Origin of the sequence: Marinobacterium sediminicola, from assembly GCF_022343685.1 — a bacterium.
GTDB lineage: Bacteria > Pseudomonadota > Gammaproteobacteria > Pseudomonadales > Balneatricaceae > Marinobacterium > Marinobacterium sediminicola.
In genome coordinates, this window is the sequence record NZ_CP092123.1 from 206518 (window position 1) to 220801 (window position 14284).

The following is a 14284-nucleotide window of genomic DNA, read 5'->3' on the forward strand; positions in this document are numbered from 1 at the left end:
TCAGCCGGCTTTCGCCAGGTTTGCCTCCCCCGGTGTCGGGATATGATCAAAGCGTTCCTCCGCCAACGCGTTGGCGATGATGCCGGTGGGGCGGCCATCGCGGTCGGAGCGGGAGAAGATTTCGTTCAGGGTGTCACCGATGGTTTCGACATGGGCACGCACCTTGTCGGGCTCATAGCCGGTGCGACCGTGGAAGACATCGATGATGCCGCCGGCGTTGATGACGAAGTCGGGAGCGTAGAGAATGCCGTGCTGCATCAGCAGGGCGTCATGGTCGGGGCGTTCCAACTGGTTGTTGGCGGCACCGGCGACCACCTTGGCCTGCAGCTGGGGGATGCTGGCGTCGTTGAGCACCGCGCCGAGGGCACAGGGTGCAACCACGTCCACCGGCAGGCGCAGGATCTCGTCGGCGCTGACCGGGGTGGCGCCGAACTCCTTCACGGCACGGTCCATCTGGTCCTGATGGATGTCATAGACCCAGAGCTGGGCGCCGGCTTCGTGAAGATGGCGCGCCAAACGGTAGCCCACGTTACCGATACCCTGTACGGCAACCTTCAGCCCGGTCAGGTCGCTGCGCCCCAGTTTATGCTCTACCGCGGCCTTGAGGCCGACGAAGGTGCCGTAGGCGGTTGCCGGGGATGGATCGCCATCGCTGGGCTTGCCGTCGAAGCCGATATGGGCGGACACCCCCGCCACCTGAGTCGTACAGCGGCCCATCACCTTCAGATCCGCCACGCTGGTGCCGGAATCTTCCGCCGCGATATAGCGACCGCCCAGCTGCTCCAGACAACGGCCCATGGCTTCCATCAGTTCTTCGGTCTTGTGCTGGCGGGGGTCGCCGATGATCACCGACTTGCCGCCTCCCAGATCCAGGTTGGCCAGCGCTGACTTGTAGGTCATGCCCTTGGACAGGCGCAATACATCGCGCAGGACTTCCTCGTCGCTGGCGTAGGGAAACATGCGGCAGCCGCCCAGTGCCGGGCCACGCGAGCTGTTGTGCACGGCGACGATCGCCTTGAGGCCGGTCCTGGGATCGGTGAAGAAGCAAACCTGTTCGTGGTTATCGAATTCAGGATGAGAAAATACGTTCATGTTGTTGCCTTCTTGTTCGGTTGCCGGGATGCGCGCGCTGGCATATCCCGGGCTTGAATCGGGTTCTTGTTGTGCCGTGATCAGGCGGCCGCGCCGCTCATATCCGATGCCTCGGCGCCAAGGGCACTGCGCAGCTGTTCACGTGTCTGTCGCGCTGCTTCACAGGCCTTTTCCTTGACCGGGCCGTAGCCACGAACTCGGCTCGGCAGAGAGGCCAGCATGCGTGCCGCCTCGAGCTGGTCGCGTTCCAGGTGCTGCAGCAGCCAGTGGACATCGGCCTCGTATTCGCGAATCAGGCGGCGCTCCAGACGACGGTCGGCCGTGTAGCCAAACGGGTCGAGCGGTGTTCCGCGCAGGAATTTGAATCCGGCCAGCAGCTTGAAGCCCTGCTCCATCCAGGGACCGAACTTGATCTTGCGCGGGCGGGCGCCATCCTTGCCACGGCTTAGCAGCGGCGGGGCCAGGTTGAATTCCAGCTCGTAGTCGCCTTCGAATTCATCGTCCAGCTGGCGGCGCAAACTGCCGTTGCTGAACAGGCGCGCGACCTCGTACTCATCCTTGTAGGCCAGCACTCGGGCGTAGTTCTCGGCCACGGCACGGACCAGAATGGCATCGCCCCCCAGCTTTTCCTGCGCCACCTGCTGTACCTTGCTGACCAGTGCCGTGTAGCGTCGGGCCAGGCGGGCGTTCTGGTACTCGGTCAGGTGATGCTTGTTGCGCTCGATCAGCTGTGCCAGCGACTCCTGAATCTGCAACGGGCTGCCCTTGGGCGCGGGGAAGGCCAGTGCCTTGACTGCTTCCAGATCATGGGCGGCGCGACGGCCCCAGAGGAAGGCCAGCTTGTTCTTGTCCACCGCCACGTTGTTCAGTTCGATGGCACGCTCAATCGACTCGGCCTTCAGTGGCAACAGCCCCTGCTGGTAGGCGAAGCCAACGGTAAACAGGTTCACGGCCATGCCGTCACCCATCAGTGCCTTGGCCAGCGCACCGGCATCGAAGAACCAGCTGCCATCGGTCTTGCAGGCTTCGCGGATGCAGGCTTCCATCGACTCGCCCGGATAGGCGAGGTCCGGGTTGCGGGTAAAGGCGGCCGGCATGGCCGCTTCGGTGTTGACCACGCTGCGCGAGAAACGGTTATCCAGCTTGGCCAACGCCTCGTCACCGGCCGCGACCATGAGATCGAACGCCAGCATCAGATCGGCTTCGCCGGCGGGGATACGTACGGCGTGAATGTCATCCTGACGGTTGCCGATCCGGATATGACTGACCACGGCACCGAATTTCTGCGCCAGACCGGCCTGATCCAGCACGGCTACGCCCTTGCCCTCCAGATGAGCCGCCATGCCGAGCAGGGCGCTGACGGTGATCACCCCGGTGCCGCCGACGCCGGTCAGCAGGATGCTGTAGGGATCATGCTCGCCCACGAAGGTCGGGTCCGGCAGGGCATCGAAATGTACCGCCTGACTGACACCCGCAGGCTTTTTGAGCGTGCCGCCCTTAACGGTGACGAAGCTGGGACAGAAACCGCGTACGCAGCTGAAGTCCTTGTTGCAGGCAGACTGGTCGATGCTGCGCTTGCGCCCCTGTTCGGTTTCCTTGGGCAGGATCGACAGGCAGTTGGACTGGATGCCGCAGTCGCCGCAGCCTTCGCAGACATCGGCGTGGATCATTACGCGCTGGTCCGGGTCCACCATGCTGCCGCGCTTGCGGCGACGGCGTTTCTCGGCGGCGCAGGTCTGGTCGTAGATCAGCACCGAGCAGCCTTCGATCTCGCGCATCTCGCGCTGTACCGCATCCAGGTCGTCACGATGGTGGAAGGTGGTGCGGTCGGCAAAGTCGGCCCGGGACGGGTACTTGTCGATATCGTCGCTGACCACGGCAATGCGGCGCACACCCTCGCCGTAGAGCTGGTGGGTGATCTGCTGCACGCTGAGACTGCCGTCGACGGGCTGGCCACCGGTCATGGCCACGGCGTCGTTGTAGAGAATCTTGTAGGTGATATTGGCACCGGAAGCGATGGCTGCGCGGATCGCCAGCAGGCCGGAGTGGAAGTAGGTGCCGTCCCCGAGGTTCTGGAACACATGCTTTTGCTGGGTAAAGGGTGCCTGACCCAGCCAGGTCACGCCTTCTCCGCCCATCTGGGTGAAGGTGTCGGTACCGCGTTCCATCCAGGTGGCCATGTAGTGACAGCCGATGCCGCCGAGGGCGCGGCTGCCTTCCGGTACCTGAGTGGAAGTGTTGTGCGGACAGCCGGAACAGAAGTGCGGTGTGCGCTCCAGGCGCTCCTTCGGTTGCGCCAGACTGGACTCCTTCTCGGTGAGGAAGTCGAGTCGCTGGCGCAGCTTGTCGCTGCAGTAGCGGTCGCGGATGCGGCTGGCGATGGCACGGGCCACCATGGCCGGGGTCAGTTCGGAAACGGACGGCAGCAGCTCAGCACCCTTTTCATCGCATTTGCCGATGATGGTCGGGCGTGACTGGTCCTGCCAGCCGTAAAGCTGGGTCTTGAGCTGTTCTTCGATCAGGCCGCGTTTTTCTTCCACCACCAGAATCTCTTCCAGTCCGGCGGCGAATTCGAACATCCCCTCCGGCTCCAGCGGCCAGGGCATGGCGACCTTGTAGACGCAGAGACCGATCGCTTCGCGCTCGGCCTCGCCCAGTCCCAGGTCGGCCAGCGCCTGAATCACGTCCAGATAGGACTTGCCGGTGGTGACGATGCCGAGGCGGGGCTGGCTGGTGTTCAGAACGATCTTGTCGAGACGGTTGGCGCGGCAGAATGCCTTGGCGGCAGCGAGCTTGTAGCGGTGCAGGCGCTCCTCCTGCTGCAGTGGCTTGTCCGGCCAGCGAGCATTGAGGCCATCGGAGGGCCGCTCGAAATGCTCGGGAATCTTGATGTCGATGCGGCTCAGATCCAGGTTGGCGGTGATGGAGGAATCCATCACTTCGGCCAACGCCTTGAAGCCGATCCAGCAGCCACTGAAGCGAGACATGGCCCAGCCGTAGAGGCCCAGGTCGAGAATCTCCTGCACGCCGCTGGGGTTGAGTACGGGCATGGACGCGTCCATGAAGGCGTAATCACTCTGGTGCGGCAGGGTGGAGGACTTGCAGGCATGGTCGTCGCCGGCGACGGCCAGTACACCGCCAAAGCGAGAGCTCCCGGCGGCGTTGGCGTGCTTGAATACATCGCCGGTGCGGTCGACACCGGGGCCCTTGCCGTACCAGAGGGCAAAGACACCGTCATACTCGGCGCCTTCGAACATGTTCACCTGCTGGGAGCCCCAGACGGCCGTGGCACCCAGGTCTTCGTTCACGCCGGGCAGGAAATGAATGCGGTGCTGTTTGAGGTAGTCCTTGGCTTGCCACAGGACCTTATCGAAGCCGCCGAGCGGCGAGCCGCGGTAACCGGAAATGAAGCCCGCAGTATTCAGACCATGGAGCTGATCCAGTTTGGCTTGCAGCAGGGGAAGTCGCGCCAGTGCCTGGCTGCCGGTCATGTAAACCGGGCCGGATTCGCGTTCCCAAACGTCGTTGAGACTGACATCACGCATAGGGTCACCTTTTTCCTCGATGAGCCGGGCGCAGGCAATGTCATGCCCGAGCCGGACAGAGAACCGAAATAAGTCGGAACGGATTCAGGAACGGATCAGATGCAGCCGATCCGATGCTCAGGCGTCAGTGCGCCAGTGAACCCAGGGGAAAAAGATGAATCGGGAGTCGATACGGATGGAGTGCGCCCGAGGCGCAGTTTGGCCGGGGAGGCCTGGAGCATTGTCATGGTGAAATCCTCTGCTGCCTGTCCGGATCACGGCGCTGACAGCTTCTCTCTTGTTTTTGTTGTACGGATTTTGGCCGCTTGGGCGATTTCATTGTCCACCTGCCCTTCTTGGGGGAGGGAACTGGCACTCAAGCTAGAGACTTTTTTATGACGGGTCAATGGCTGTTTTGTGACCAATACAATTCAGCGCAGGGGGGAGTGAAGCCGACTTTTACAGGTCGTGGCGTGAGCGCGAACGGGGGGCAGACCAGGGTGCACTGGGAAAGAAGGAATGTCGATGTCGGGAAAAATTCCCGATAAAGCCGGGATAAGTGCTCTTTTTGCGGGAAGTGGTACCAAAGTACCCCGGTTATTCGACTTGTACATGACGACAGCACTCCCGTCTGGCTCGGATACTTCCGCTCGACATTTCTCTGTATGAACAATAACAAGAGACACGACGATGAAATTTCTCCCCAAGACGACAGGTCTGGTCTTGCTGGCGCCGGCTTTGATGGTATCGGCCGCCGAGGTGTCCAGGCAGCCCATGATTGAAGTGGTAGCCCCGCTGCCGCTGCATGCACCCGGCCTCTATCGAGACCAGTTGACCACGCCGGTACAGACGGTGTCAGCCGAGAGTCTGAAGCAGGGACAGGCGTTAAGCATGGCCGAACACCTGCGTCTCAACCTGAGCAGCGTTACCATCAACGAGGCGCAGAATAACCCCTGGCAGCCGGACATTCGTTTCCGTGGTTTTACCGCCTCGCCGCTGCTGGGATTGCCACAGGGCCTCTCGGTCTATGTCGAGGGTATCCGCTTCAACGAACCCTTTGGCGACACGGTGAACTGGGATCTGCTGCCGGATGATGCCATCGCTTCGATAAACCTCTTTCCCGGTTCGAATCCGGTGTTCGGTCAGAATACGCTGGGGGGCGCTCTGTCTCTGCAGCTGAAAAACGGCTTTACCCACGAAGGCAGTGAGCTGGAAGTGATGCTGGGCGAAAACGGTCTGCGCAGTACCCGCCTCAGCTCCGGCGGATCGAAAGGGAACTTTGCCTGGTACCTGACCGGGAACTATCTGGAAGAGGATGGCTGGCGTCAGCACTCACCCTCGGAGTTGCGCCAGGGGCTGGCCAACCTGAGCTGGATGCACGACAGCGGTCGTATCAACCTGTTGCTGGCGGCCAATGACAACCAGCTGCTGGGCAACGGTGCAGCGCCGCGTACACTGCTCGAGCGCTTTGGTCGCGATCAGGTGTTTACGCATCCTGACCAGACCGAAACACGCATGAACCTGCTGGCGCTGAACGGGGATACCTGGCTGGATGATGAGCTGCAGTTGGCCGGCAATATCTATTATCGTCGCAACCGGATCGATACCTTCAACGGTGACGACACCGAATACGAGGCCTGCGAGCAGGCCGCCAACCTCGGCCTTCTGTGTGAAGAGCCGGGCGCGGACGAGGAAGTGGTTGAGTTGATCGGTGGCGGCAATGCCAGTGCAACGCTGCCTTCAGGCGAGGAGCCCTCAGCCACCAATAACACCAGCGCCACCGACACCACGGGGCTGGGAACTGCACTGCAGCTGACCTTCACGCGCGACCTCTTTGGTCGTCCCAACCAGCTCAGTGGCGGCGTTTCGGTCGACTATGCACGGACCGATTTCAAGTCCGATACCGAGCTGGCGGAGTTGACCGAAGATCGCGGTACGCAGGGCAGTGGTCTGCTGGTGGACGAAAGCCGGGTACGCTTGAGGTCCCAGGTTGAGCATTACGGCCTGTACGTGAGTGATACCATCGATCTGAGCGATCGACTCAGCGCCACCCTGGCCGGCCGATACAATTACACCAGCATCCAGATGCGCGACGGCTATGGAACCGAACTGGATGGTGATCACCGCTTCAGCCGTTTCAACCCGGCTGCGGGTCTGCGTTACCGTATCAATCCGGAACTGAATCTGTACGCCAACTACAGTGAAGCCTCACGCGCGCCCCCCCCGGTAGAGTTGAGCTGTGCTGACCCGGACGCCCCCTGCAAGCTGCCGAATGCCTTCCTGTCCGACCCGCCCTTGGCACAGGTGGTTGCCAAGACCTGGGAGCTGGGGCTGCGTGGTCAGCATTCTGCGACAGAATGGCGCGCCGGCGTGTTCCGCAGCGTCAACCATGATGACATCCTGTTCATCAACGGTGGCAATCTCAGCAGCGAAGGCTACTTCGACAACGTCGGCAAGACTCGTCGTCAGGGTGTAGAGCTGGCACTGAGTACCAGTATCGATCAGCTGCGTCTGGCCGCATCCTATACCTGGCTGGATGCCACCTTCCAGACGCCGTTTATCGCCAATAGCCCGAACAACCCGGCTGCCAATGCCGATGGTCAGATCCCGGTGGAGAAGGGGGATCGCCTGCCCGGACTGCCGGAGCATATGATCAAGCTCAGCGCGGACTGGAGCGCCACCCAGGCACTGTCCCTCGGAGCCGATCTGGTTTGGGAAAGCGACCGGGTGTTCCGAGGTGACGAAGCCAACCTGAACGAAACCGTGGATGGCTACACCCTGGTGAACCTGCGGGGCCTCTATCGTGTCAACCCGGACCTGGAATTCTTCCTGCGAGTGGATAACGTCTTTGACCGCGAATACGAGACTTTCGGTCTGTATGGCGAATCGGATGAGGTGCTGGAAGATGAAGGCATTGATGATCCCTATTTCGTTGGTCCCGGCAAACCCCGCACGGGTCGCATCGGCATGCGCCTCAGGTTTTAAGTCATCATCGGTGGCTTGACAGAACCCCCACCTCGACTCCCTTTGCGGCTCAACCATCCGTTTAAGGGAGTCTTTTTTTGCGTTGATCAGACATCGGTGCCGTCAGCACAGGTGATCGGATTCCCTGGTCCATGCATCACCTGCAGGATGCCGGACGCGAGCTGACGTATAATGGTGTGTCGCGCAGGGGAGAAGAAGATGCTGATCTGGGAGTCTGAGCCGATGACCCGAAGCAACGCCGTGGAGCACCTGGAAATGCTTGGCGGCGTGGTGGTCATTCAGGGCAGGGTGTTGCAATTGTCATTGCTGGAGCACCATTTTGCATTTCGCTGGACGGATGAGCCGGATGTCTGGGTTTTGCAAAAACTTGAAGAAGCGCCTGAACTTGCAAATCTTTATATTGATGCTTCAGCTTCTAATGTCCAGCAGGCATACTGGCTTGAGCAGTCACGCACATTGCCGTTTGAATATGCGGCGATGGGTAATGCCGATGCGGCCTTCCAGTATCATCGGCAGAGAGTGGAACCACCGGTCGGGCAGGCTCAAGTCGAGCGCATTCTGATCAGCCTCAGAGCGAGTGACAGCCTCGGGGCGCTGGTCTGTGAATATATCCCCTGATGGAACGGCTGCCTTGCCGGGGTCCGGCACTGTGGACCCCGATGCAGGCAGAGGGTTACATCTGTGACTGCAGGTAGTTCTGCAAACCCACCCGATTGATCAGGCCGAGCTGCTGTTCCAGCCAGTAGGCGTGGTCTTCCTCGGTGTCGGCCAGCTGCTGACGCAACATCTCGCGTGTCTGGAAGTCCTGTTCCTGCTCGCACAGGGCGATTACCTGCTTGAGGTTGTGGGCGACACGGTACTCGACATCAAGATCATGCTGCAGCATTTCCGGCACGGTCTTGCCCACCTGGATAGGATCGCGCTTGGACAGGTTGGGCGTGCCTTCGAGGAAGAGGATGCGCTCGATCATCAGCCTGGCATGGCCCTTTTCGTCCTCGAATTCGTGCGCGATACGTGCGTGCAGCTTGTGCAGCCCCCAGTCGGCATACATCTCCGAGTGGATGAAGTACTGATCCATGGCCGCCAGTTCGCCAGCCAGCAGCTTGTTCAGTGCGTCGATGATCGTCTGATTGCCTTTCATCGTGCTAGTCCTCCTCGATGGCGGATTGCAGATAGTTCTGGATGCCGATCTCGCGGATCAAATGCTGTTGGGTTTCGATCCAGTCGACGTGTGCTTCTTCCTCATCCAGGATCTCCACCAGCAGGGCGCGGCTGACATAGTCCCGGCCCGTTTCGCACTGGGCGATCACTTCGCGAAGCAGACTGAGCTGCTCCTGCTCCAGGCTCAGGTCACCCTGCAGCATTTCTTCGGTGTCCTCTCCGATACGCAGGCGCTCAAGGTGCTGCAGGTTGGGCAGCCCCTCCAGAAACAGGATGCGTTCGATCAGCCGGTCGGCCTGCTTCATATCCAGGATCGACTTGCCATAGGCCTTGTGGTTGAGCCTTTCCAGTCCCCAGTTCTTGAAGATGCGGGCATGCAGGAAATACTGGTTGATGGAAGTGAGTTCCAGCGTCAGCACCCTGTTCAACTGTTGAACCAATGTCTGATCGTGTTTCATGAAAGGTCCCTCGTCATGGTGTTAATGAGGTGCTGGCCAGCGCCAGGCGTCTTCGAAAACACCTAGAGTCTAGTCGTGGATACATGATTCTGCTGACGGAGGCAGGTTGAAAGGGGAAATTGAAATACGGTGTTGCAAATAAGAATGATTCGCTTTACAGTTGGTTCTGTTCATTGACAGGTCTGACTCACTGAAGGCATGGCTGATAGTACGCAAAAGACAGTGCCCAAAGTGATTGGCGCCACTCTCCACTCCCCCGGAGGGTGGCGTTTTTTTTTCCTGTTCGCTTCTGTTCATCTTCACTTGAACAGTCTCCGTTTGACCTCTCCCCGGTGACTGCCTATCATCCGCGCGTGCTTCCGGTGTGCTGAACAGCTGTTCAGGACTTAATCGGGAAGTCGGTGCGTAGCCGGTTCAGACGAATCCGGCGCAATGCCGACGCTGCCCCCGCAACGGTAGAGGCGTGAGGCGACGACAAAAGGCCACTGTATCCGCGGATATGGGAAGGTGTCGTCCCTCCTGGCTGACAAGCCTGCCGCCTGAGCCCGGAGACCGGCCCGAAGCAAGCAGTCGGTATCGCGGTGGGCGATCAGCACTGACGGCGTCATCCTCCATAGCCGCTGTCTGTCTGTATTGTGTCATCACCGTGACCGTTAACCCGAAATGCGTGCGGGTGGGCGCGCACAGGAATCAGACAGACACATCATGAAACAGCTTTCTATCCCGGTCGCATTGCTGCTGGGCACTTCCGTTATGGCCGTTCAGGCCCAAACCAATCCCGATACTCTGTTGGTGACGGCAACCCGCACCGCGCAGACTGCCGATCAGGCGTTGGCTTCGGTCACCGTGATCGATCGCGAAGAGATCGAACGCAAGCAGGCCCAGACCGTCACCGAACTGCTGGCGCAGACGCCGGGGGTGGTTGTGACCAACAATGGCGGTCGCGGTAAAAACACATCTATTTTCCTACGTGGTACTAGCTCTGATCACCTGTTGGTGATGATCGATGGGGTTAAAGCCGGTTCGGCGACTAGTGGCGGCTTTTCGTTCCAGCATCTGTCACCGGATCAGATCGAACGTATCGAGATCGTGCGTGGTCCGCGCTCTTCCCTGTACGGTTCTGAAGCGGTCGGTGGTGTTATCCAGATTTTTACCCGTAAAGGTAAGGAAGGCTTCAAACCTCGCTTTAGTGTGGGAGCAGGCAGTGATGATAGCCGCGAAGTGACGTTGGGTGTCTCCGGTGGTAATGACCAGGGCTGGTACAACCTGGGCGTGAGTGATTACTCGACGGATGGAATCGATGTTAAAACCGCAGATATTTCAAGCCATGAACCTGATGATGATGGCTATGATAATCGTTCTTATACCCTGAGTGGTGGCTACCGTTTCAATGAAATGGTGGAAGCACAGTTGCACTGGAGCCAGAGTCGCGGAGATAGCGACTACGACTCTTACTATGATTATTCTTCGACGCCTGAAGCTGAGCCAATGACGAACTGGAACGATAAAAGTCGTGTCCAGTCATTGGGAGGCAGCCTGATTCTTACGCCTCTTGATGGTTGGAATGTGAAACTGTCCGGCGGTCGTACCACTGATGTGCAAAAGCACTATGATCACGGAGTTTATCAATACGACTATGAGACTGAGCGAGACACGGTATCACTGCAAAGCGAACACCTGATTTCGCAAACAAGTCAGCTGACGTGGGGGGTAGATTATCAGCAGGATAAGGTATCCAGTGAGAGTACCGTCTACGATGTCACCAGCCGTGACAACAAAGGGGTATTCGGTCTTTATCAGCTGTATTTGGGACAGCATGATTTAGCCTTTAGCTTGCGCCATGATAATAACGAGCAGTTTGGTGAGCATACGACGGGTTCTGTTGCCTGGGGTGTGGAACTGCCGCGCAATTTCCGTCTAACTGCTAGCTATGGCACAGCGTTCAGTGCGCCGACCTTTAATGACCTGTATTGGCCAAATGCGGGTGATGAAGACCTCGAACCTGAAGAGTCAGAATCGATTGAAATCGGTTTGTCGGGCGACCATGCTGGAGTTCAGTGGTTTGCAAACCTTTACCAGACTGATATTGAAAGCCTGATTAGTGGTTGGCCACCTGCCAATGTCAGTGAGGCCCGTATCCGTGGCTTAGAGCTTGCAGCATCGACTCAGTTGCTTGGTTGGAATGTTTCCGCAGGTCTTGACTTGATGGACCCGAAAAATCTTGCCAACGATATTGAACCAACGCAGAAGGATCTGCTGCTGCGCCGCGCACGCAAGGTGTTCCGTTTCTCTGCGGATCGAGATTTTGGAGCCTATAGCTTTGGTGGCACTCTGCAGGCTATAGGTGTTCGCCATGATGAGATCCATCCGAAAACCAATGTTCGTCTCGCCGGCTACACCACCGTCGATCTGCGCGGCAGTTACGCGCTGGGGAACGACTGGTCGCTGAAGGCCAAGGTCGAAAACCTGCTCGACGAGGACTACCAGACGGCGCGCGGCTACAACCAGCCGGACCGCACCTACTGGCTGTCGTTGCATTACGCTCCTTAACCGCCTGCCAAGATAAAGGATAACGATCATGATCAACCTGTCGTCACGCGCCCAACTGGTCAGCGGCCTTGGCCTGATTCTGCTGCTGGCGCTGACGCGGGGACATCACTTTGCCTCGGTTGAACACCTGCCCAGCGCGTCCTGGGCGGTGTTTTTCCTCGCCGGTGTGTTCCTGCGTCCGTTGTGGAGCTTTCCACTGCTGTTTCTTGAAGCGGTGCTGCTGGATGTGAGCTATTACGGCTGGAGTGGCGCTGCCGCTCACTGCATCACTCCCGCCTATGCGCTGCTGGTCCCGGCCTACGCCACCCTTTGGTATGCCGGTCGTACGTATGCGCGCCTGCATCAGGATCGGTTGTCCACCTTGGCGCCGCTGCTGTTGACGTTGCTGGTGGGAGCCTTTGTCAGCAACCTGTTCTCCAGCGGCGGTTACTACTTCTTTTCGGGCAACTTCGAAACCACCAGTCTGGCCGGTCTCTGGGGGCGCATCGAGCAGTATTTCCCGGGTAAACTGCCCGCACTGCTGGGGTATACCGGCATGGCGGCCATGCTGTATACCCTGTTCCGTCAGTTCAAAACCTATCAGGAGTTGATCCGCACATGAGTGATGACCAGACCCGTGACGAGCGCCACAAGGCGCGGATGGAGCGCAAGAAGGCAGTGGTCGATCAGGCGATCGCCCGCGCCGACCGAGATCAGGGCGTACTGCTGGTACTGACCGGCAATGGCAAGGGCAAGAGCAGCTCCGCTTTCGGCATGCTGGCGCGGGCACTGGGTCACGGCATGCAGGTCGGGGTGGTACAGTTCATCAAGGGCAGCTTCAGCACCGGTGAAGAAGCCTTCTTCCGTCGCTTCCCCGAGGTGCGCTACCACGTCATGGGTGAAGGGTTTACCTGGGAAACCCAGGACCGTGAACGTGACCTCAAGGCGGCGGCAGCCGCCTGGGACAAGGCGCGCGAGCTGCTGGCCGACCCCGAAATATCGCTGGTGGTGCTGGATGAACTCAACATCGCACTGAGATACCAGTACGTCGATCTGGACGAACTGCTGGACGCGCTGCGCAATCGCCCTGAAATGCAGCATGTGGTGGTGACCGGTCGTGGTGCGCCCCAGGCATTGATCGAGGCCGCCGATACGGTCACCGAGATGCAGGTGGTCAAGCATGCGTTCAAGGATGGTATCCGTGCCCAGAAGGGCGTGGAGTTGTGAACATGGAGCGGGCGGAGGTGCGGCGCTGTCCGGCGCTGTTGATCTCCGCGCCGGCCTCGGGGCAGGGCAAGACCACGGTGACGGCGGCACTGGCCCGGCTGCACCGCAACCGGGGCCGCCGGGTCCGCGTATTCAAGACCGGCCCGGACTTCCTCGACCCGATGATTCTGAGCCGCGCCGCTGGCTGCGAGGTTGAACAGCTGGATCTGTTCATGGGCTCGCCGCTGCTGTGCAAGCAGCAGCTCTGGGAAGCGGCCGGTGAAGCGGATCTGATCCTGATTGAAGGCGTGATGGGGCTGTTCGACGGCAATCCGTCCAGTGCTGATCTGGCCGAACTGTTTGGTATACCGGTGCTGGCGGTGATCGATGCCGGGGGCATGGCGCAGACGTTTGCTGCGCTGGCCCACGGTCTGGCCAGTTTCCGTCCCGGCCTGCCGTTCAGCGGTGTGCTGGGTAACCGGGTCGGCAGTGTCGGCCATGGGCAGATGCTGGCCGAGGCCTTGCCCGCTCATCTGCACTGGTACGGCGCACTGCCGCGTGACGAGGCGGTCAGTCTGCCCAGCCGCCATCTGGGGCTGGTGCAGGGCGACGAAATTGCCGATCTGGAGCAGCGCATCGAAACCGCTGCCCAGGCCCTGGAACAGAGTGCGGGCGCTGAGCTGCCTCCGGCCATCGTCTTTGAGCCCCAGCCGTTCGCGGCCATCGAACCGCTGCTGCAGGGTGTCCGTATCGGGATTGCCCGTGATGCGGCCTTCTCGTTCATCTATCCGGCCAACCTGCATACCCTGCAGCGACTGGGCGCGGAGCTGGTTTTTTTCTCGCCGTTGGTTGATGCGCGATTGCCCGAGGTGGATGCGCTCTGGCTGCCGGGTGGTTACCCTGAACTGCATCTGCAAACGCTGGCAGCCAATACCGCATTGATGACGGATGTGAAGACTCACTATCAGGCCGGAAAGCCGATACTGGCCGAGTGCGGAGGCATGCTCTGGCTGGGTGAAGAGTTGACGGCTTTGGACGGTCTGTCGGCGAGACTCTGCGGCTTGCTGCCTGTCAGGGCGCGGATGCAGCAACGTTTTGCCGCGCTGGGGCTGCAGCGGCTGTTGCTGGATGGTCAAGAGCTGCGCGGCCACACCTTCCACCATTCGGTCACCGAGACTGAACTGGAGCCGATTGCCCGTGGCGAGTGCCCCAACGGTCGCCGTGCAGCCGAGCCGGTCTACCGCCTGGATCGCCTGACTGCGTCCTATATTCACTTCTATTTCCCTTCCAACCCGGCGGCTGTGGCCCAGCTGTTCCGGCCCTGAACCT

Annotated in this window: 10 protein-coding genes and 1 riboswitch; of the genes, 6 read left to right on the top strand and 4 right to left on the bottom strand. The window is 59.9% G+C overall.

The window, feature by feature from the left end; genetic code table 11:
- Nucleotides 1–1092 (bottom strand): Leu/Phe/Val dehydrogenase, encoded by a 1092-nt coding sequence (locus LN244_RS00965; RefSeq protein ID WP_239040996.1) that lies wholly within the window; start codon nt 1090–1092, stop codon nt 1–3.
- A gap of 80 nt (nt 1093–1172) precedes the next feature.
- The gene (locus LN244_RS00970; protein WP_338037888.1) at nt 1173–4721 is read right to left on the bottom strand and encodes an indolepyruvate ferredoxin oxidoreductase family protein; all 3549 of its coding nucleotides are present in this window, start codon (nt 4719–4721) and stop codon (nt 1173–1175) included.
- 585 nt (nt 4722–5306) lie between these two features.
- Here LN244_RS00970 and LN244_RS00975 point away from each other — a divergent pair.
- Both LN244_RS00975 and LN244_RS00980 read left to right on the top strand, forming a co-directional pair.
- Nucleotides 5307–7601, top strand: a complete 2295-nt coding sequence (locus LN244_RS00975; protein WP_239040998.1) for a TonB-dependent receptor — start codon at nt 5307–5309, stop codon at nt 7599–7601.
- 198 nt (nt 7602–7799) lie between these two features.
- Nucleotides 7800–8219, top strand: coding sequence for a hypothetical protein (locus LN244_RS00980; RefSeq protein ID WP_239040999.1), 420 nt, complete (start codon nt 7800–7802; stop codon nt 8217–8219).
- A 55-nt stretch (nt 8220–8274) separates the two neighbouring features.
- Here LN244_RS00980 and bfr (LN244_RS00985) read toward each other — a convergent pair whose 3' ends face one another.
- Complete coding sequence (bfr, locus tag LN244_RS00985; RefSeq protein WP_239041000.1) at nt 8275–8742, bottom strand: bacterioferritin; 468 nt, start codon at nt 8740–8742, stop codon at nt 8275–8277.
- 4 nt (nt 8743–8746) lie between these two features.
- Nucleotides 8747–9220, bottom strand: a complete 474-nt coding sequence (gene bfr, locus LN244_RS00990) for a bacterioferritin (protein ID WP_239041001.1) — start codon at nt 9218–9220, stop codon at nt 8747–8749.
- Nucleotides 9221–9563: 343 nt separating this feature from the next.
- Nucleotides 9564–9795: riboswitch (cobalamin riboswitch) on the top strand.
- Between the two features lie 130 nt (nt 9796–9925).
- Between bfr (LN244_RS00990) and btuB the strand changes: the two genes are divergently transcribed.
- Genes btuB through LN244_RS01010 form a run of 4 tightly spaced genes read left to right on the top strand, consistent with a single transcriptional unit; the run spans nt 9926 to nt 14280 of the window.
- The gene (gene btuB / locus LN244_RS00995; protein WP_239041002.1) at nt 9926–11770 is read left to right on the top strand and encodes a TonB-dependent vitamin B12 receptor; all 1845 of its coding nucleotides are present in this window, start codon (nt 9926–9928) and stop codon (nt 11768–11770) included.
- Nucleotides 11771–11798: 28 nt separating this feature from the next.
- Nucleotides 11799–12371 (top strand): hypothetical protein, encoded by a 573-nt coding sequence (locus LN244_RS01000; RefSeq protein ID WP_239041003.1) that lies wholly within the window; start codon nt 11799–11801, stop codon nt 12369–12371.
- Nucleotides 12368–12976: a cob(I)yrinic acid a,c-diamide adenosyltransferase gene (gene cobO / locus LN244_RS01005; RefSeq protein ID WP_239041004.1), complete on the top strand. Its 609-nt coding sequence runs from the start codon at nt 12368–12370 to the stop codon at nt 12974–12976. The genes LN244_RS01000 and cobO overlap by 4 nt, the downstream gene beginning before the upstream one ends.
- A 2-nt stretch (nt 12977–12978) precedes the next feature.
- The gene (locus LN244_RS01010; protein WP_239041005.1) at nt 12979–14280 is read left to right on the top strand and encodes a cobyrinate a,c-diamide synthase; all 1302 of its coding nucleotides are present in this window, start codon (nt 12979–12981) and stop codon (nt 14278–14280) included.
- The last annotated feature ends 4 nt before the right edge of the window (nt 14281–14284 follow it).

Bases quoted from the DNA above. Each gene is read 5' to 3' on its own strand.
- LN244_RS00965 (WP_239040996.1), bottom strand. From the start codon at position 1,092: ATGAACGTATTTTCTCATCCTGAATTCGATAACCACGAACAGGTTTGC.
- LN244_RS00975 (WP_239040998.1), top strand. From the start codon at position 5,307: ATGAAATTTCTCCCCAAGACGACAGGTCTGGTCTTGCTGGCGCCGGCT.
- LN244_RS00980 (WP_239040999.1), top strand. From the start codon at position 7,800: ATGCTGATCTGGGAGTCTGAGCCGATGACCCGAAGCAACGCCGTGGAG.
- bfr (WP_239041000.1), bottom strand. From the start codon at position 8,742: ATGAAAGGCAATCAGACGATCATCGACGCACTGAACAAGCTGCTGGCT.
- bfr (WP_239041001.1), bottom strand. From the start codon at position 9,220: ATGAAACACGATCAGACATTGGTTCAACAGTTGAACAGGGTGCTGACG.
- btuB (WP_239041002.1), top strand. From the start codon at position 9,926: ATGAAACAGCTTTCTATCCCGGTCGCATTGCTGCTGGGCACTTCCGTT.
- LN244_RS01000 (WP_239041003.1), top strand. From the start codon at position 11,799: ATGATCAACCTGTCGTCACGCGCCCAACTGGTCAGCGGCCTTGGCCTG.
- cobO (WP_239041004.1), top strand. From the start codon at position 12,368: ATGAGTGATGACCAGACCCGTGACGAGCGCCACAAGGCGCGGATGGAG.
- LN244_RS01010 (WP_239041005.1), top strand. From the start codon at position 12,979: ATGGAGCGGGCGGAGGTGCGGCGCTGTCCGGCGCTGTTGATCTCCGCG.